Source organism: Bifidobacterium sp. LH_730 (genome assembly GCF_056355835.1).
Genome location: NZ_JBKETB010000008.1, coordinates 94,417 through 113,821, shown reverse-complemented (window position 1 = coordinate 113,821; position 19,405 = coordinate 94,417). Strand labels below are relative to the sequence as shown.

The 19,405-nt window shown below is 68.2% G+C and carries 10 protein-coding genes; 1 reads left to right on the top strand and 9 read right to left on the bottom strand.

The window, feature by feature from the left end; translation table 11 throughout:
• Positions 1 to 42: 42 nt before the first annotated feature.
• From AC1AUD_RS10025 to AC1AUD_RS10005, 5 genes are all read right to left on the bottom strand, one after another.
• Positions 43 to 1,926, bottom strand: coding sequence for a ribonuclease J (locus tag AC1AUD_RS10025; protein WP_476574213.1), 1,884 nt, complete (start codon positions 1,924 to 1,926; stop codon positions 43 to 45).
• 106 nt (positions 1,927 to 2,032) lie between these two features.
• Entirely contained in the window at positions 2,033 to 2,935 is a 903-nt protein-coding gene (gene dapA / locus AC1AUD_RS10020; protein WP_476574212.1) for a 4-hydroxy-tetrahydrodipicolinate synthase, read from the bottom strand.
• 34 nt (positions 2,936 to 2,969) lie between these two features.
• A complete protein-coding gene (gene dapB, locus AC1AUD_RS10015) occupies positions 2,970 to 3,725 on the bottom strand; it encodes a 4-hydroxy-tetrahydrodipicolinate reductase (RefSeq protein ID WP_476574211.1) in 756 nt (251 codons plus the stop codon).
• Between the two features lie 116 nt (positions 3,726 to 3,841).
• The gene (locus tag AC1AUD_RS10010) at positions 3,842 to 6,721 is read right to left on the bottom strand and encodes a hypothetical protein (RefSeq protein WP_476574210.1); all 2,880 of its coding nucleotides are present in this window, start codon (positions 6,719 to 6,721) and stop codon (positions 3,842 to 3,844) included.
• Between the two features lie 4 nt (positions 6,722 to 6,725).
• Positions 6,726 to 8,240, bottom strand: coding sequence for a purine-cytosine permease family protein (locus AC1AUD_RS10005; protein WP_476574209.1), 1,515 nt, complete (start codon positions 8,238 to 8,240; stop codon positions 6,726 to 6,728).
• A 325-nt stretch (positions 8,241 to 8,565) separates the two neighbouring features.
• Between AC1AUD_RS10005 and AC1AUD_RS10000 the strand changes: the two genes are divergently transcribed.
• Positions 8,566 to 9,042 carry a hypothetical protein gene (locus AC1AUD_RS10000; RefSeq protein ID WP_476574208.1) on the top strand — a complete coding sequence of 159 codons (477 nt, stop codon included), beginning with the start codon at positions 8,566 to 8,568 and terminating at the stop codon, positions 9,040 to 9,042.
• A 113-nt stretch (positions 9,043 to 9,155) separates the two neighbouring features.
• Here AC1AUD_RS10000 and AC1AUD_RS09995 read toward each other — a convergent pair whose 3' ends face one another.
• The 4 genes from AC1AUD_RS09995 to AC1AUD_RS09980 form a co-directional block, all read right to left on the bottom strand.
• Positions 9,156 to 10,439, bottom strand: coding sequence for an MFS transporter (locus AC1AUD_RS09995; RefSeq protein ID WP_476574207.1), 1,284 nt, complete (start codon positions 10,437 to 10,439; stop codon positions 9,156 to 9,158).
• A gap of 5 nt (positions 10,440 to 10,444) precedes the next feature.
• On the bottom strand, positions 10,445 to 11,104 hold the full coding sequence (locus tag AC1AUD_RS09990; protein ID WP_476574206.1) for a GNAT family N-acetyltransferase: 660 nt from the start codon (positions 11,102 to 11,104) through the stop codon (positions 10,445 to 10,447).
• A gap of 179 nt (positions 11,105 to 11,283) precedes the next feature.
• Positions 11,284 to 15,099 carry a UvrD-helicase domain-containing protein gene (locus AC1AUD_RS09985; protein WP_476574205.1) on the bottom strand — a complete coding sequence of 1,272 codons (3,816 nt, stop codon included), beginning with the start codon at positions 15,097 to 15,099 and terminating at the stop codon, positions 11,284 to 11,286.
• A complete protein-coding gene (locus AC1AUD_RS09980) occupies positions 15,096 to 19,247 on the bottom strand; it encodes a PD-(D/E)XK nuclease family protein (RefSeq protein ID WP_476574204.1) in 4,152 nt (1,383 codons plus the stop codon). Before AC1AUD_RS09980 ends, AC1AUD_RS09985 begins: the two co-directional genes overlap by 4 nt.
• Positions 19,248 to 19,405: the final 158 nt, after the last annotated feature.

Genomic DNA, 19,405 nt, shown 5'->3' with positions numbered 1-19,405 from the left:
GCTCCGATCACGCCGCGTTGCTGTGATGAGTTAAGTCTAACCCTACTTGTCGCCTTGCGCATCCAGCACGTCGGTCGCGATATCGGCGACGACGGGCACGATCATCGGCTTGCGCTTGAGCTGGCGCGCGATCCAGCCGCCCAGCGTGCGCCGCATGAGCTGCTGGAGCTTGTGGACGTCCTTCGTGCCGGTCATCATCGCGTCGTTCAACTGTTCGACGATCTGATGGCGGACCTTGTCGAATTCCTTCTCGTCCTCGGCCACGGCGTTGAGGTAGATCTTCGGGCCGGAGACGACCTCGCGCGCCTCGGTGTCGACGACCGCGAAGGCCGAGACGAAGCCCTCGGTGCCCAGGATCCGGCGCTTCTCCAGCTCCTCGTCGGTCAGCTCGCCCACCGAGTCGCCGTCCACGTAGACGTAGCCGCAGGGCACGGAGCCCACGACCGCGGCCTTGCCGTGGTAGAGGTCGACCACGTCGCCGTCCTCGGCGAGCACGACGTTGTTCGGATCGACGCCCGTCTTGACGGCGATCAGGCCGTTGGCGACCAAGTGGCGGTTCTCGCCGTGGATCGGCATCGCGCACTTGGGCTTGACGATGTTGTACATGTAGAGCAGCTCGCCCTCGTTGCAGTGTCCGGAGACATGCACGGCGGCGTTGTCGCGGTTGACGACCTTCGCGCCCATCTGCACGAGCTTGTTGATGACCTTGTAGACGCCGTGTTCGTTGCCCGGGATCAGCGAGGAGGCGAGGATCACCGTGTCGAACTCGTTGATGTGGATGTCGCGGTGGTTGCCGTCGGCGATGCGGCCAAGGGCCGCCATCGGCTCGCCCTGGGAACCGGTGCACATATAGACGAGCTTGTCGTCCTGGATGTCGTTGGCCTGCTTCAGATCCACGACGGTGCCCTCGGGGATGTGCAGATAGCCGAGATCCGCGGCGATGGACATGTTGCGCACCATCGAGCGGCCGACGAAGACGACCTTGCGCCCGTATTTGTGCGCCGCGTCGACGACCTGCTGCACGCGGTGGACATGGGAGGAGAAGCTGGCGACGATGATCTTGCGCGTCGCCTGGGCGAAGGCCTGGTCCAGGGCCGGGCCGATCGAGGTCTCGGGCTTGACGAAGCCCGGCACCTCGGCGTTCGTGGAGTCCATCATCAGCAGGTCCACGCCCTTTTCGCCGATCTTGCCGAACTCCACGAGGTCGGTGATGCGATGGTCGAGCGGCAGCTGGTCGAGCTTGATGTCGCCGGTGTCGATCAGGGAGCCGGCGGGCGTCTTGACATAGACGGCCAGCGCGTCGGGGATGGAGTGGGTCACGTTGACGAACTCGAGCTCGAAGGGGCCGACCTTGAGCTTGTCGCGGCCGGCGACCTCCACCTTGGTCGGGTTCTGATGGTGCTCCTGGCACTTGGCCTCCACGAAGGCCAGCGTGAGCTTGGAGCCGATCAGCGGGATGTCGGGGCGCAGCTTGAGCAGATAGGGCACGCCGCCGATATGGTCCTCGTGGCCGTGCGTGAGCACCAGCGCCTCGACCTTGTCCAGGCGGTCCTTGATATAGCTGAAGTCAGGCAGGATCAGGTCGACGCCGGGCTGCTCCTCCTCGGGGAAGAGCACGCCGCAGTCGATGAGCAGCAGATGGCCGTTGTATTCGACCACGTTCATATTGCGGCCGATTTCGCCCAGGCCGCCGAGCGGCGTGATGCGCATGGAGCCCTTGCGGTACTTCGGCGGGGCGATGAGCACCGCGTCCTGCTGGGGAGCGGTGGCCGGCTGGCCCTTCGGATTGCGACGGGAAGCGCCGCCGCGCCCGCGGGAGGCGTTGGACTTGGCGCGGGTGCCGGCGGTCGATTTCCGGGCCGCCGAGCCGCGGCGACGGGTGCCGCCGCGCGAATTGGTGTTCTGATGTTCTTGTTCTTGTGCCATGGATTGTTTGATTTCTTTCTTTTGTCTCCGTGCTCTCACGGAGGCGACAGATATGGTTCCCCCTTCGCCGCGTCGCGTGCGCTGCGTCGCCGGGGAGGCGGGGACTTCAGAGCAGTCCGGAGGCGCGCATGCCTTCCTCGGCCTTGTCGAGCTGGGTGGCGTCGGGGCCGACGTTCGGCAGGCGCATAGCGGTGGAGTCGATGACGCCGCGCACCTTGAGCGCGGCCTTGGCCATGACGGCCTGGTATCCGTCGCCGTTCAGGGCATGCACGATCGGCGCCAGCTGATTGGCGATGCGGCGCGAGGTGGCGATGTCGCCGCGGTCGAAGGCCTCGACGAGCTCACGCATCGGCGAGGCGGCCACATGCGCGATGACGGAGATGATGCCGACGGCGCCGATGGACAGGAAGGGCAGGAACAACCCGTCGTCGCCCGAATACCAGGCCAGTCCGGTGCGCTGCTGCTTCTCGACGGCGGCGGCGAGGTCGCCGGTGGCGTCCTTGACGGCCTTGACATGGCTCAGCTCGGCGAGGCGGTCATAGGTCTCGACCTTCACCTTGAGTCCGGTGCGTCCGGGCACGTCGTAGACGATGATCGGCTTGTCGGTGGCTTCGTTGACGGCCTTGTAGTGGCCGACGATGCCGTCCTGGGAGGGACGGGAATAATACGGCATGACGACGAGCACCGCGTCGGCGCCCGCCTCCTGCGTCTGCTCGACCATGCGCACGGTGTGCGCGGTGTCATTGGAGCCGGCGCCGGAGATCACCGGCACATCGACGGCCTCCTTGACGGCGCGGACCAGATCCACCTTCTCGTCCATATGGGTGACGGGGGATTCGCCGGTGGTGCCGTTGACCACGATGCCGTCCGCACCGTCGGCGACGAGCTGGCGCGCGAGTTTGGCGGCCGCCTCGAAATCGACGTCGCCATTGGGCTTCATCGGGGTGATCATCGCAGGCAGGATACGCCCGAACGGCGCGGAATCAAGAAGATGCATGCTCTCGCTCATGCCTTTCACGGTACTTCGCGTTATGGACTCTATTTCACAGATCCAAGAACCGATCCAACCCCACCGTCAACCCCGCGGGCGCATCCGAGGCGAGCTTGCGCACCGCAAGCAGCACGCCGGGCATGAAGGAACCGCGGTCGAAGCTGTCGGCGCGGATCGTCAGCTGCTCGCCCGCATTGCCGAACAGCACCTCCTCATGGGCGTTGAGTCCCCTCAGCCGCACGGCGTGCACATGCACCCCGTCGACGACCTGTCCGCGCGAGCCGCCATCCGTCTCGGTGGCGTCGGGCATGGCGCCGAGACCCGCGGCCTTCCTTGCCTCGGCGATGCCGTGCGCGGTGTGGATGGCGGTGCCGGAGGGAGCGTCCACCTTGTTCGGGTGGTGCAGCTCGACGACCTCGGCCGATTCGAAATACCGGGCGGCCAGCGTGGCGAAATGGTCGGCCAGCACCGCGGAGATCGCGAAGTTCGGAGCGATGAACACCTTCTGGCTCTCCGGGCGGGGACCGGAGGCGATGGCCTGGCGCACCTGGGCGAGCTTGTCGTCGGTCCAACCGGTGGTGCCCACGACCACATCGACGCCCTGCGCGACGAGGGCCAGCACATTGCCAAGGCTCACGGAGGGCACCGTGAACTCCACGACCACGTCGGTGTTGTCCGTCGTGATGGCCGTCAGATCGTCGCCCGCGTCGAGAGCGAGCGAGATCTCCATATCCGAGGCTCCCGTCACCGCCTCGACCACATGCGATCCCATGCGGCCCTTCGCTCCCACCACCGATACCTTGGTCATTTCGTTCCTCCTGTCATGTTCCGCTGTTCCGAGCGTTGTTCCGCCCCTCATATTAGCGCCCACGGACTCCCGCCCCACGACTAGGACGACGCCGCGCCCGCCATGGGCGCGGACCGTCAGCGGATGCCCCAAGAGCCCGCCGTCCCTCCTCTTCCGCATGGAGATTCCGGAGCGGCCAACGTCCCGCATGGCAATGCGGGCCGCAGAACCGGGGCGCCGTCGAGACCGCAGACCGCCGGGCCGTCGCCTTGCTGCGCGGTGCCACGGTAATATCGGTTGGCCGCCGAGGCGGTCACCAGCAGGGTCAGTCCGTTGGCGCCCGGAACCAGCGCGCCGAGGGGCACGTCCACCGGACCGCCGGCCCATGGCTCGCTCGCGATATGCGCTCCATTGACCCAGACCTCGACAGATCCGCGCACATGGGGCAGTTCCAGCAGCCAATCCGTCTCTCCGGGGTCCGTCAACTCGAAGTCCAGGCTGTAGCGGCCGGTGCCGCACACCTCCATGAACCCCTGTGACTGCCATCCGCCGAACGGGCTGATGGGCGCGTCGTTCGCGCCACGCGCAGCATCGGCGACATCCCGCGCCGCTCCGAAGAGCCAGCCGTCACGCAGGATGAGCTCGGCCGGAACGCCCGGCCCGTCGGGCTCGACGCGCAGCAGTCGGACCTCATGGGGCTTCAGACGAACCGTGAACATCGGGCCGACGTGCGTCGCGTCGCCCACCGAACCGGTGGCCGGATCCCATTGCGAGGCCGTCGCCGCCTCATGGCGGGTGGCGATGGTGACGTCGCGCGCCATATCCGCGTCATTGAACAGCATGAAACGCACCGCGCCGGTCGTCTCCTCCACCCCACGGCGCACCCATAGCTGTCCGTCGGAACATGATTCCCCGACCACAGCCGGCTTGGGCTCGAGGCCTTGGCTCACATCGGCGAGCAGCTCGTCCCAGCCCGCGCCATCGGCGCCATGATGCCACCGGATGCCGTCCGCCAGCCGCGACGCCCGTTCCCGCAGAGCGGGGTCCAGGCCGGTCCTCTGCGTCTCCCGCGGCAGGGGCCCGGAGGAAACCACCCGTCCTCCGGCGTCGAGGAACGCCTCGATGACGTCCATGCTCGCCGCATCGCGCAACGTCTCGACGCCAGGCAGCACCAGCGCCTCGAAACGGCGTCCATCAGGCAGACGCAGCCTGCCGCCGTCGGCCGTGGCACGGGCCAAGTCGTCCTCGTCCACAACCGCATAGTCGACGCCGGCGCGGGCCAGGCCCTCGCACCACATCGCCATATGCCGGCCGAAGCAGTGGGAGGGGCCGTGCGCCCAATCGGTGCGCAGCGGATAGAGCACGGCCACCTCGTCGAGCGGACGCGCCCCATCGAGGAAGACCGACACGCGCGCGGATTCGTCGGCGAACCGCCGATGATAGACGAACCACGGCTCGTAGTTGACGCCCGGGGCGAAGTCGAAGCGCGGATTGACGAACATCTCGGCCTTGTCGTCGATCCGTCCGTCCTCCCCCGGCTCGGGGTCATGCCCGTCGGTCAGCCAGAAGGCGTGCATGAGCAGCTGGCGCATGCCCAGCGCATGGTGGCGCATCGCGGCGGAGCGCAGCTGATCCAGCGTCAGCTCCCACCATCCCGCGGCGAAATGCGAGCCCTTGACCACACGGCCGAAATACTGTTCGACGATGCAGCCGCTGCGGCCATGGGCGCGCGCCGCCGAGTCTCCGAACTTCGCCGACAGCTGCGGGTACTCGTTGCGCGCGTCCACCCCGGTCACGTCGCGCCAGGCGTCCAGCGCGAAGTAGTCGAGCGCGAAGTTGGTGCGCGGATCATCGGCGATGATGGTGCTGGTCGGATCCCACGAGGAGACATGGCTCAGCACCTCGTGGCCGGAAAGCAGCAGGCCGTGCGCGCGGCACCAGCGGTTCAGCGTGCCGAGGAACGAGTCGATCGCGCGTCGTCCATACGCCTGCCAGAAACGGGCGCGCAGCGACGCGGTGTCGTCCCCGACGTCGCGCACCCAGGCCATCAGCGCCCGGGGCCATTCGTCGCCGAAGTCGGCGGCCAGCGCATCGTAGAACGACTCGTCATACATCAGCGTCGACGCCGTGGTGCCCTCGTTCTGCGCCCAATCGAAGAAGCAGGCATGGGGCTGGTCGAAGAACACATAGGCGACGGTCGATCCCATATGCGCGCCGAAGGCCCTCGCATAGGGCTCGTATCCGACCTCGACGAAGCGCTCGGCGGCCGCCGGATCGAGATAGTTGATCATGCGGCTGGTGCGGCAGCGCGCGGCGACGAAGAAGGTGACCCATTCGCCACGCCCGTCCCCGGATAGGCCGCGTCCATGGCCATGGTCGCCGCCCAGATCGATCCCAAGGTCGCAGCTGGCGTCGTCGGCCGCGACGATGCCGGCGAGGCCGGTCACATCCACGACGTCCCCGACGTCCCCGGACGTCGCGCCGCCGGCGCCGGTGTGGCGGACCGCCGCGACGAGTCGCCATTCGTCCCACAGCGGCTCGCCGCCTTCGAAGACCCAGCGCTTGCCCTGATCGAGCAGATAGTCGACGTCGGTGGCATGGATGCCGTCGATGCGCGCCCGGGCGCGTCCCCCGGCGTCGACCCGCGCCGTCACATGGAACAGATGCCGTTCGCGCAGCCCGTCGTGTCCGTCCACGACGCGGCCGCCGGCATGTCCGGACAGCCAGTTGTATTCGTCGTAGATGCCGATGACCATGCCCTTGTCGGCGGCGACGTCGGCGGCGAGCGCGCACATGCGCAGGTATTCGTCGCCCAGGTAGTCGTTCAGCGGCATCGACATCCGCGCCTGGATCTGGAAGGACTGGTATCCGGCCCGCCTCATCCCCTCGATCTGCTCGCGCACCTCGTCCTCGGTGGGGACGCGATGCCAGAACCAATATGCGGCGGGCGCGTTGGCTGGGCCGGGACGGGCGAATTCGCCCGGCGTCCCGCCCGAGGGAAGGAATCGGGTGTCCATGGCGTCACCTGCCTTCCCCGCCCCGTTCGGAGGCGGCGTCGGTGACGTAGCGGGGCCGCGGGTCGATCTTCAGCGCATAGGTCAGAATCGCGTAGATGGCGGTGCCGACGGCCATGGCCACGACGACGCCGATGTTCGTCGAGCCGATGACACCCGCGCGCTGTTCATCGGTGAGCAGGAAGCCGACGACCTTGGCGATGTTGGGGTCGGCGGAGGTCACCATGCCCAGTCCCACGACGGTGGCGACGATCATGGCGGTCAGGGCCGTCCAGCGTCCGGAGCGCCCGCCCTGCGAGGCCGGCAGTGCCATGCGCACATCCCAGCCATATCGCCGCTGGCGGATGAAATCGATGAGCTGGATGCCGCCCATCGTGCCCATGGGCACGGCGATCAGCGCCAGGAACGCCTGGAAGGTCGCCAGGAACGAGGTGGACACGAACAGCAGGTAGAACGCGCCGAAGGCGATGATGCAGCCGTTGATGATCGTGATGACAACGCGCGAGCCGGGCAGGCCGACGGCCATCAGGGCCAGTCCGGAGGAATAGATGCCGGTCATGGCGGCGGAGACCAGAGAGATGACGATGACGATGCTGAACGGCACGAAGAACCACGTCGGCAGCAGCACGGTCAGCGCGGCGATCGGGTCGGAGGCCGCGGCCTCGCCGAGCTTGTCGTTGGTCGCGGCGAGCAGGATGCCGAGGATCAGCAGCACGGTCACCGGCAGCGAGATGCCCAGCGTCGTCCACCCGATGACGCCGCGCGCCTTGGTGTCGCGGGGCAGGTAGCGGGCGAAGTCGCCGCCGTAGTTGAGCATGCCGAGGCCGACCATGGTCATGGCCATGACGACGCCGCCGACGAACACCAGCGGACCGGCGTTGTCGTATCCGACGAGCTTGTCCCAATGGATATGGGGAAGGATCATGGCGATGAAGACGATGGTGAACAGGCCGGTGATCCAGGAGATCCATTTCTCGGCCTTCATGATGAGGCCGTGCCCGGCGACGGCGAAGCCCATCGTGAGCACCAGCACGACGACGAACCATATGAGCACCAGCCAGGTCGCCGGCGTGCCGTCGTCCTTGGCGAAATGCGCGGGGTCGAGTCGCGCGAAGATATTGGCGCCCGTGGTCGAGGCCAGGGTGATGATCGTGACCTTCCAGCCGATGTTCGACAGATAGGCGAAGAACGCGATGATCCTGTTGCCTTGGTAGCCGAAGGCGAACCTCGTCTGGGTCAGCGTGGGCAGGCCGGTGCGGGGTCCTCCGACCGACAGGATGCCCACGAGGAACGACGAGATCAGATATCCCAGCGTGCCGGCGACGATCGCCTGCAGCGGGCTCAGCCCCAGGCCGAACACATAGATGCCGTAGCTGATGCCCATGATCGAGACGTTCCAGGCGAACCACACGGAGAACAGGTCCCGGGAACGGCCGTGCCTCTCCTCCAAGGTCACCGGATTGACGCCATTGGACTCGGGCCCCGCCGCCTTGGTCCGTGTGGCTGTGCTCGCATCGCTCATACTGTCTCCCTCTCTCGTCCCCCTGACGCGGATCCGTCCGCGCGGAGCTCCATGTTGCGTCGGGTCTCGGATTCGACCGTTTCCCCGGCGGAATTGTAGGACCCCATATGGCTGCGGCTTGCGCCCGTATCGTTCCACGGACCCCGGCACCGCGGCCTATGCCCGCATGACGACGTTTTGACGCAACGTTTTGCCATCGGCCAGCGCAGTTCCATGCCCGATGCCGGACCATGGCCAAGTGCCCGACTTGCGAAGCGCGACGGGTCCAGTATACTCGCTTCGGTTTGAACCGACACGCCGGAAGGCGCCACGCAAGTGAAGGAGTATGAGCACCTTGCAGAACGAAGAGCAGAAGAACGAAAACACCGCCAAGTCCGGCAAATCCCGCAAGGGCCTGATCATCGGCGTCATCGCCGCCGTGGTGGTGGTCGTCGCCATCATCGCCGTCGCGCTGACGATGACCATGGGCAAGCCCGCGGCCTCCGCCGAGTCCGTCCAGAACTGCCAGCTGCAGTCCGAGGCCCTCAAGGCGCATCAGGACGCGCTCACAACGGTTCGGGAAGGCGCCGAGGAAGCCAAGGCCATCGACGGCGTCGACGCCAGCCTGACCCAGGCCCTCGAGGACGCCGAGGCCGCCGTCGACAAGCTGGGCGACGCTCCCTCCTGCCCGGCCGATGGCTCGCAGCAGGAGATGGACGAGGCCATCGCCTCCATCCGCGAGTACAGCGAGAATCTGCGCAACGCCACCAACGACCTTGATGTCGCGGCCAAGGCGATCCTCGCCACCGTCGAGGAAGAGTGAGTTTTCACATCACCCATCGAATAAGCGCGAGGGCTGGTTTCCGCGGGACGACGCGGAAACCAGCCCTCGTTGCATATCCAGGCCATCAACGACACGTTGTCGTCGGCCACCCGTCACACTTGCTTTCCGCGACGCCGCGCCAACGCCCAGCCGAGCAGGGCCAGCGGCACGGCGCAGGCGGTGGCGATCCACGGGATCATCATGCCGCCCTGCGAGCCAAGGGAATCGAGCGCGACGCCGGCGACGGTCGAGCCGATCGACGTGCCGACCGAGCCGCCGGTGGTCAGCCACGACAGCCCTTCGGTCAGCGAACGCTCGGGCACGATGTTCTTGACGATGAGGTTGCCGGTGGCGAACAACGGCGAGACGAACAGTCCTGCGAGCACCTCGATGACGCCCAGCAGCACAAGGTTGTGCATGGACAGGCGGAAGCCGATGTATCCGACGGTCAGCAGGCACAGGAACACCACCATATGGGACCAATTCGACCCCCTGAGGCGGATGGAGCCGAAGATGAAGGCGCCGATGCAGGAGCCGACCGCGAACATGGCCAGCTGCAGACCGACGAACCGTTCCAATCCCATCGCCTTGAGCGTGGCGGTCATCGACACGTCGAAGGCCGTGAAGCTCATATTGAACACGACGAACACCACGACGATCGACACGACGCCGGGATAGAGCAGCGCGCTCGAGGTCTTCGCGCGTTTGAGCGCACCGGTTTTGAGCGCGTCGGCCCGTCCATCGGCGAGCGCGGCCTCGGCGCCGGCCCTGTCGGGCGTGACCGTCAGCGCGGAGAGCACGGGCGGCTGCGTGGACTTCAGGGAGAAGAACAGGGCTCCGCTGATGCCGGCCGCCATGGTGGGCACGAACAGCTGGCTGACCGGATGCACGGAGGTGGCCAGGAAGGCGGCGAGAATCGGTCCCAGGACGAAGACCAGCTCGTCGATGGCCGATTCCATCGCATATGCGGTGTTCAGCAGCTGTTCGTCACGCCCTTGCAGCGCATGGTTCCAGCGGGTGCGCACCAGCGCGCCGAAGGAGAACTGCGTAAGTCCCATCAGCACCGCCAGCACGAACAGCAGTCCGATGGGGATGCGCATCAGGGCGCCGAAAGCAAAGCCCAGCATCGCGACCATCTGCACGGTCAGGGCGATGGCGCCGACGCGGCGCTGGCCGAAGCGGTCGAACAGCCGCGCGTAGAGCGGCGTGGCGACGGCGACGGCGAGGATGTAGGCGGCGCTCATCGTGCCCGCCGTGGTCCAATTGTCGTAGATATGGTTCAGGGCGAGCACGATGCCCAGTCCCATCATCGACATCGGCAGACGCGCGACGGCGGCGGACAGGCAGAAGGCCGTGGCCCCCGGCACTTGGAACAGCTGGCCGTAGGACGAGGACATGACGCTCACCCGCGATGCCCCGCGCGCGTCGTGTCGTTCTCCTCCGGCACGCCCTCGTAGATGAAGATGTCCTCGTCGAGGCCCGGGCATTGGGACGCTTCCATCTCGGCCACACGCTTCAGCCCGTGGTAGTCGTAGAAGCTCACGTCGCAGCCGGTGTCGGTGTGCAGATAATAGCCGGGCACCCCCATCTGGGCGAACCACGCCATCTGCCGGTGCCATAGCGTGCCGCCGACGCCCTTGCCGCGGGCGTCCGGCGAGACGAGGAACAGTTCGACCTCGGCGTGGATGCGGTCGTTGAGGCCGATCGAATCCTCGAGCTCGACCTCCACGCGGTGCAGGGCGCGGGTGTCGGTCAGCACGCGTTCGCCAAGGCCGCCATCCTCCAGCCGCGCGTCGACGGCCGCGAGTTCCGCGCGGGCCCGCTCGGCGAACGGCGTCGGCTGGCCTTCGACTCGCGACGCAGATATGCCGAGGAACCGCCCGTCATCGTCCACGGCCACGTCGGCGCGTGCGGCGGGTTCCAGATAATGCATGGTGAAATGGCGCGACAGTTCCATCGACAGCACCGGGGCATCCGCCATATCGGGGCGCCCCCACGTGCGGTCGAAGGCCTCGACGACGGCATCCACGTCGCTCCATTCCAGCGGTCTGTACGTCACCATGTTCCTACCTCCACATGTCACAAGTTCACATGTCATCGCACCGCACGTATGCCCGCCCACACATGCCGCCGAGCGCCGTCGTCCCGCCGACCGACGACGCACGCGGCGCGTTTTCCAGCCGCATGGGCCCGCCGCCTTGGCCTCGCCCACGGTCATCGGGCTTTCCTTGGCGGACGGGTTCAGTCGTTGTCGGATGTCTCCGGGATGTCCTGGTCCAGCTCGGCGAGGATATCCTCTTCGCTTTTATCAAGGGCCTTCAGCCCCCGCAAGCCCTCGTCGGGCTCACTGACATAGTAGAGAATGGCGTCGATGCTGTCCAACGGAACGCCCTCGATCGCCGACAGCAGAAGCCGGTACATATCGAGTTGGGCGAGTTTGCGCGCCACGTCGCCCTCTTCGACGGGCCGCCGCCCTGTCTTCCAATCGACGATGGTGTATCGCTTGTCCGCGTCGCGGGGGTCGAGTCCGCCGTGGAACACGGCGTCGAGTTTGCCGTCGACGATGCCGATGCCGTCCAGGCCGACGACGATGTGCCGCTCGGCCCAGGCGGGGATGCGGAACGCCCATGTCGAACCGGCCAGGCGTTCGGCCCACTCGGCGATCCTCGGGTCGCCGTCCCGCCGCGCCTGCTCCAGCAGGTCGGCGCGGCCGGCACCGCCGCCGGAGGCGGAGTCAGGGCCGAGGCCCGCGTTGACAAAGCGCTCGGCCCAGGCATGGAAACGCGTGCCGACCTCGGCCTGCGGGGAGGCGACGCGGGGAATGGGGCGCACGACGCCCCGCCAATACTCGCGCTCCTCGCGTCCTTTCATCCCGCCGGCGCGCGCCTGCAGCGAAGTGACGCTCTGCCGGCCCGCGGCGGCGATGCGCATCGCCCTTGCCTTGACCAGGCCGTCCAGGTCCGCGTCATCCATATCGCCGGCCATGAGGTCGCGGTCGGCGGCCAGCATGCGCGCGCATTCGGTCAGCGCGCCGCCTTCCCCCTCATGCCCCTCATGCCGCGACGTCCCACGCGCCTCACGCACCGCCTCGACGCCACGGGACAGACGTTCGGCCAGACGGGGCGAAAGCTCCGCGGGCCATGGCAGCGTCGCCGATTCGTCCACCGGCTCGGGGGGCGTGGCCCATGCGCGGGTGACGATGGCCTCGCCGTATTCGCGGGCGTGCTCGCCGATGAGGAATCCCCTGGGCGCAGGCATGGCATCGGCCTCCAGCGCCGGATCGACGATCAGGTCGGCGGCGAACAGGGCGTCCTCCCTCGCGCACAGCGCGTCATGCACCTCCAGCCAGAAGTTGGATGGCTTGAGGGTTTTGGATCCAGGCGCCTTGGCACTCGGATCGCGGCCGGACGCGTTGTTCGCCGCATAGGTGAGCAGCGCCTCCCCTTGGGAGCGTGTCAGCGCGACATACATCAGCCGCCGTTCGTCGGCGTGCAGACGCCGCCCGTATTCCTCGCATTGCGTCAGATACCATCCGCTTGGGTCCGCGTCCTCGATGCCGTCGCCGATCCGGCGCATCGAGCCGAAGGCCTCGTCCGCGACGGTTTCGACGTCGTCGAGCGCATCAAGGGCGCGCAGCGGGTCGCCTCCCGCGGGGGCATCGTGCGGGAATCGCGGCAGGATGCCGGCGTCGGCGCGCACGGGCACCGGCGCCGCCGTCGGGTCGGTCAGCCAGGTGCTGGCCGTCTCCTGATATTCGGGGGCGTTCCAGCTTCCGTCCCTGACGCCTCCGGCATGGGCCTCGTCCAACGTCACCTTGAGATGGTCTCCTTGGTTGCTGGGGAAGTTGCCATCCGTCAGGCCGACGATGGCCACGGCGTCCCATTCGAGTCCCTTGGCCTGATGCACGGTCATCAGCTGCACGTCCACCGGAGCGTCCGGCAGCGAGGCGGCCTCGTCCTCCACGGAGGCGAGGCGGTCGACCCATGCCACGAAGCCACGCAGCGTGGGCGTCTGGTCGATGGCAATCTCCTGGGCATAGGTGTCCGCGAGGTCGACGACGGACTCCAGCGACATGCGCGCCCGCGTCGGGTCGAGGGCGCCGTCGTGGCGCAACGCGTCGGCCACCACGACGTCGATGTCCAGTCCGAGAGCCTCGATGGCGGCGCGCACCACGTCGTGGAGCGGACGTCCGACGGCGCGGCGCACGCGGGCGAGCATGCGTCCGGCTCGCTCCAACGCGCGTCCGCCCGCCTCGTCGATGCCCCTGGCGCGTCCGAGCAGCGCGCCGAAATCCTCCCTCAGCATGAGGTCGGGCAGAAACACGGCGTTGACGACCTGGTCCCGGTGTTGGTCCACGATGGCCTCCCACCGGCTGCGCGGCGCGTCGGCGGAGGCGATGCCGGCCTGGACCAGCGCATGGTATCGCTGCTCCATGTTGGCGTCGTCGGCCAGCTTGCCAAGCGCCGTCAGATTCCCGGCGGATATGCCGAACCGCGGCGTGGCGAGCAGCCTCATCAGGGAGGCGGCGTCGGTGTGGTCGGCGACGGCATGCAGCACGGCGATCAGGTCACGCACCTCGGGACGCTCGAGCAGCGCGGAATATCCGACCACGAAGGTCGTCAGCCCCGCGCGCTCCAATGCCTCCTGGAACATGGGCATACGGCCTTTGGACCGGAAGAGGACGGCCACATGGGATTTCCCGTCGCCCTTGGCCGGGTGCCGCCCCGCGGCCCGAAGGCAGAAGCGCACGACGCCGTCGATCTCCTGGCCGGCGGTGTCGTATCCGAGCACGCCGAGGGTGCCCTGCGCCGCGTCGTCGGTGGCCTCGAGGCGCGCGACGTCGACCTCGCGCATCAGCGAGCTGCTGGGGCGGCTGGGAACGCTGCGCAGCGGCAGCGTCAGGTCGTTGGCCGCCTCGAGCACGATGCGGGGATTGCGTTGCGTCACGCTCATCGGGTAGGGCTTGGAGCCGGCCGGCATGCCGAAGTCGCGCTGGAACATGCGGAAGGCGCCGGGGCTGGCGCCGCGCCAGGCGTAGATGGATTGGAAGGGGTCTCCGACGGCGGTGACGGCCGAGCGCCCGTCCTCCGCGTGGAACAGGGCGGCGAGCAGCGCCGCCTGCGTCGTGGAGGTGTCCTGGTATTCGTCGAGCAGCACATGGCTGTAGCGGCGCCGATATCGTTCCCCGATGGAGGGGAAGCGTTCGACGAGTTGATACGCGGCGATGGTGAAGTCGGAGAACTCCGCCATGTTGCGCTCGCGTTTGGCCCGCGCATACGCCTCGACGAGGGTGAGCAGCGCCTCGCGGTGTCGCGTGGAGTCGAGCAGACGCCCGCAGTCATACAGGCACAGATCGTGCAATTGGGCGTCCCGCCGGTCGAGCTTGGCCTGCCAGCTGGCGTCGGTGTCCTTCGCGGCGCGCTTGATGCTGGACACCTTCGGCTTCTCCGCGGGCACCGTCTCGCCGGCGACAACCTTGTCCAGACGCGCGAGGAAGGCCCCATCCCAGTCCCGCACGCGTGCGATCGCCTCGTCGAGGTCGATGCATCCGGAGCCGATCATGGCGCTGCCGAGCGCGTCGGACAGACCGAGCACGGCCCCGGCGAGGCTGTCGAAGCGGCCGAAGTCCTGTTCGAAGGCGACGTCCATATGTTCGTCGATGACGTCGCTGGCCAGCTGCAGCGCGCCCGCCACGCTCAGCGGCTGGGTGTTCTGGTCGAAGCCGACGAGCAGGCCATATTGGCGCACGATGCCTTGGAAGAAGGCGTCATAGGTGAGCACCGAGGGCTTGAGCAACGCCCGGTCGGGGTCCGTTCCGTCGAGGCTCCCGTCCATCAGCGCCGCGCCTACCCGTTCGAGCAGTTCGCAGGCGGCCTTGCGGGTGAAGGTCAGTCCGAGGATGCGCTCGGGGGCGACGCCGCGCGCGATCAATGCCTCGACGCGCTTGGTCATCGTGGTGGTTTTGCCGGAGCCGGCGCCGGCGACGACCAGCACATCGCCATCGGCCGGCGCGTCGATGATGGCCGCCTGTTCCGGAGTGGGTCGGAATGCGTTCATGCCTGCCTCGTTTCGAAGACGGTGTCGATCTGTCCGGCGCATGCGGGGCACACGCCCTTGAGCCTGCACCACTCCGCGTGGGAGGGCTGCGGGTGGGCGACGAGCCGGGTGGAGCGGCTGGCGGCCGCGGCATAGAAGACGCGCGCGATCATCGTCAGCGCCCAGGGGAGCTGCGTGGCCCGTTGGGCGAGCAGACCGCGCCACGTCGCCTCCTCCACGCCCTGCGGCGGCACGGAGGCGTCGAGTTCGGGCAGGTCGAGGAAATGCGATTGCTTGGATCCATACCAGTGCCGTTCGGTGAGGGGATGCGCGTTGAGCGAGCCGTCGACGAACAGCGGGGGCTGGAACGCGCCCTCGGGGGCGCGGCTGTATCCCGGCATATCCCTGTCCTCCACATCGAAGAGCATGCTCTGCCCGATATACGGCGCCTCGGCAAGCGCCTGCGCCCCCCGCGGACCTCCCTCCGGGAAGACGAGGCCGAGTTGGTAGCACACGAGCTGCAGATCGTTGAACTGCTCCTTGGCGGTGTGCGCATGGCCGGTTTTGTAGTCGATGAGCCTCACATTCGTCCTGCAGCCGGTCAGTTCGCGCGTTTCGCGCCGGTCGATGCGGCCGGATAGACGCACGGTCAGCCGCTCGTCCATGCCCTCCGGCCAGCCGCCGACCAGCGCGCCCATCATGGCCGTCAGCTCGGCCCGGTCCGTGGCGACGATGCCGGGCACGGCGTTGTAGGCGGCGAGGATGTCATCCATGTCGAAGCGCGCATGGAATTCCTGCTCGCAGTCGGCCTTCTCCAGCTTCCCGGCCTCGAAGCATCCGACGTTCCTGCCCAGATGCGCGTCGTCGCCGCCCTGGGCGAAATACGTGGCGATGTGCCCGAGCACGTCGGCGGCGGCCGCATCCCGGCGAATGGCTTCGTACCGGTCCCGCGGGTCGGCGATGGACGTCGGATCGACGCGCAGCGAACGATAGATCCCCTCGAGTCTGTCGGCGACCTCCTGCACACCATGATCGCCGAGGTCGAGCCCTTCGGCGCTGCCCCTGCAGGCGACCTCATGGACGAGCAGGCCGAATCCGGTCGCCACCGATCCGGGTCGGGGCCCGGCGAAGCGGTTCTCCAGCAGCCAGCAAACCGGGCATGCCCACAGCCGGTCCACCTCCGACGGACGCAGCTTCGCCACCGGCGTCCGGTCCGTCGCCTCGTCGGAAGCAGGCCTCCCGGCTTCCTTGTCTCCGCTCGTCCCGGCCGGCTCTCCCGACGGGTCTTGATCGGAGCGCGCGCCTGTTGTGGCCGACACGTCGCCATCCACGAAATCCCAGTGGCCGGGATCGGCCTCTTCGATGCCGTGGTCGGCCAGCAGGGCCAGCGCGGCCGCGGCGTCCCCGGCCATCCCGCTCCCGGGGTCGGCGGTGGCCAGGACGACGCGGGCCTTGGCGACCAATCCGCGCGGACTGGCGTCGAGGCCGGCGCAGTCGCCCGCGTCTCCCGGCTCGACGAAGCGCGCCTTCTTGCGTTCGCGCGGATAGCGTTCGGGCAGGTATCCGAACAGGAAGCCCGAGGGGCTCAGGTCGTCGTTCCACACGGCGCTCAACGTCGCCTGCTCGCCGGCCCTCGTCAGGGCCACGAGCAGCCCCTTCTTCTCACTGGACAACACGGAGACGAGGCGGTCATCGCGGCCCGGGCCGATCTCACGGGGCAGATGCCCGCGCAGCACGAGCTCGGCGAGGTCCTCGCCGCCGAACATGGTGTTGCGCTCGGTCAGATTGGGCCACACGCCCTGTTGGACCGCGGGCATCCAGACGCGGCGGAACCGCAGTCCGGCCGAACCTGCCGGCGTGGCCAGGGTCACGGCGTCCTCCACGGGCCCGACGTGGGCGAGCGAGTCGGCCTCGATCTCAAGGGAGCGCACCTGCGCGATGAACCGCGATATGCCGCCGGTCGCGCCCTGCGCGAATTGGAACAGCCGCATCGCCGCGTCGAGTCGGTCGTTGGCGGCCCGGCCGTCGGCGGTGTTCGACAGCGCCATGGCCTGCCACGGCCGGGCCACGCCCGTGGCCTTCCACGCCAGCCATAGGATCTGCTGCGCGTCCATGGGCGCCGTCTCCGGCGCATTGCCTCCAGCTTCCGCCCGTTCCGCGCGCGCGTCGGATTCCAGATGGTTCCAGTGCCGGGTCACCTCGTCGACGAGCTCCCAGAGCCTGGCGAAGGCGCGGCCCTGCGGGTCGGAGCCAAGCACGGCGCATATGGCGTCGATGGCGTCCCGGGCCGGCGCGCAGGCGTCGTCGAAGGCGAGCATGACATGAATGGCATCCGCTCCGAAGGCGAGTCCATCGTCCGCCGCGGCCAGCGGATCGACCAACGTCTCGTCCACCGACACGGCGTCGTCCCCGTCATCCGCCTCACGCATTTCGGCGATCCTGCCTCTAAACCGGTCCCATGCCGCGATAAGCCCGCGCAACGCGGATGCGCCGTCTTCCGCCCGCGCGGCGCCGCGGACGGCGTCATCGCCGTCGTTTTCCCGTTCCGCGTCCCCGGCCCGGCCCTCGGCGCGATCGCCGACGACGCTTGCCAACGACTCCAAGGCGGCGATCGCCGATTCCATGGGTGCCAGCCTGGCGGGGGCACCTTCGCCGGGCCTGCCCGTGGTGACCAGCGGGCTTTCCGTCAGCGTGGCCACGCGGGCGCGCACGAAGCGCGCGACGCCGGCCAGGCCCATGCGGCATCCGGCGGGGCCCTGGCGCCGCAGGTCCGCCAGTTCGATCAATGCGAACAGTCCCCGCACAAAGGGCTCGTCCTTCAGGGGCCTGGTGACGGAGGAATACCGCACGGGCACTCCGTCGCGGCGCAGACGTTCGCCGAACAGACGCACGGTGGCGTTGTCGTGGGCGATGACGGCCATGTCGTTCCATGCCACGCCCTCCGTCAGCTTGGCCCGCTTGATCCGCCACACCACGTCGTCCAGTTCCTCGCGCGGCGAACGATACAGCGCGGTCGCCAGACCGGCATCGTCCTTCGGGGCGTCCGGCACGGGCGCGAGTTTGCCGGGACGACGCGCGATGGGCGTCTCTTCCTCCTCCTGGGAGGGAATCGACAATGACACCCGCGCGCACAGTGCGTCCAGGGCACGTCGCCCGCCGTCATGCTCCTCGTGGTTCCCTCGAGGGGGAAGCGCCGTGCCATCGAGCGTCCGCGCCTTCAGCGGCCCCTCCTGGGCGCGGCGGAACAGGTATTCGGGGTATGAGCCTCGGAAGGTCTGCACCGCTTCGTCCGGGTTGCCGATCAGCAGCAGCCGCGCCCCGGCGTCGTGCATGGCCTCGAGCATGCGCATGCCGGCGAGCGTCGTGTCCTGGAAATCATCGACGATCAGCAGTCCGGGCAATCCGGCCGCGGCCATGTCTCCGCACCGGCGCACGGCGTTGGTGCCGGCGACCGGCAGATACGAGGCGTCGATGCGGTATTCGCCCGGGTACAGCCGTCCCAGCATGGCGATGTATTCGGAACGCAGCGCGAAGGCCAGACGCCATTGCACGCCGAGTCTGGACCGGTCCGCCCCGAGGGCGGCGAGCAGCGTCGGCTCGTCGCCCGGCGTGACGCCGAGTTCGTCCATGCGGGCGAGCATGTCGCGCAACTGATCGACGAAGGCACCCGACACACCTCGTTCGATCAGCTCGACGGTGTTCGATCCGCCGGGTTCGGGCGCCTCGTTCCGGCGATTCGCCGCCGGTTCGGCGACCAGCGCGGACCACTCGTCCTGGGCGAAATACTCCCTCAGCAAGCCGCAGGTCCCGCAGTCGTCGCCCGCGGCGGCATGCGCGAGATGCGTGGCCATGACGCGACGCAGCATCGCATCCTGTTCGGCACCGTTGAGCAATCGCGGGGCGCTGAGCCCGTCACGCGCGCGCACCGCCTCAAGCGCGCGAAAAGCCAGGGCCTGCAGCGTCGTCACTGGCCTGGCCTGTCCGGATGCGCCGAGGGACCTGATGACGCGGGCTCCGAGCCTGTCGGCGGCGACGCGGCCGGACACGGCCAGCGCCGCGCTCCCGTCGCCATGCGCATGCAGCTCCTCCAACAACACGCGCAACGCATATTCGGTTTTCCCGCTGCGCGGCGGCGCCGTCACCAAGGTCACATCACAACGATCGGTCATGCTCCCCAAGCGTAGTAGCCGGGCGCCCGCGCGGCATCCATCCGACGCTCCACGCGCCGCCCGCATCGTTTCCGAAGGCACCCTGTCGCGGGGCGCCGCTGTCCGGACGGCCGCGGACAATGTCGCCAACGCAAGGATGCGCCGACCCAAGGGAGGTG

Excerpts from the sequence above, each read along its gene's own strand:
- AC1AUD_RS10025 (WP_476574213.1), bottom strand. The coding sequence starts at position 1,926 with ATGGCACAAGAACAAGAACATCAGAACACCAATTCGCGCGGCGGCACC.
- dapA (WP_476574212.1), bottom strand. The coding sequence starts at position 2,935 with ATGAGCGAGAGCATGCATCTTCTTGATTCCGCGCCGTTCGGGCGTATC.
- dapB (WP_476574211.1), bottom strand. The coding sequence starts at position 3,725 with ATGACCAAGGTATCGGTGGTGGGAGCGAAGGGCCGCATGGGATCGCAT.
- AC1AUD_RS10010 (WP_476574210.1), bottom strand. The coding sequence starts at position 6,721 with ATGGACACCCGATTCCTTCCCTCGGGCGGGACGCCGGGCGAATTCGCC.
- AC1AUD_RS10005 (WP_476574209.1), bottom strand. The coding sequence starts at position 8,240 with ATGAGCGATGCGAGCACAGCCACACGGACCAAGGCGGCGGGGCCCGAG.
- AC1AUD_RS10000 (WP_476574208.1), top strand. The coding sequence starts at position 8,566 with ATGAGCACCTTGCAGAACGAAGAGCAGAAGAACGAAAACACCGCCAAG.
- AC1AUD_RS09995 (WP_476574207.1), bottom strand. The coding sequence starts at position 10,439 with ATGTCCTCGTCCTACGGCCAGCTGTTCCAAGTGCCGGGGGCCACGGCC.
- AC1AUD_RS09990 (WP_476574206.1), bottom strand. The coding sequence starts at position 11,104 with ATGGTGACGTACAGACCGCTGGAATGGAGCGACGTGGATGCCGTCGTC.
- AC1AUD_RS09985 (WP_476574205.1), bottom strand. The coding sequence starts at position 15,099 with ATGAACGCATTCCGACCCACTCCGGAACAGGCGGCCATCATCGACGCG.
- AC1AUD_RS09980 (WP_476574204.1), bottom strand. The coding sequence starts at position 19,247 with ATGACCGATCGTTGTGATGTGACCTTGGTGACGGCGCCGCCGCGCAGC.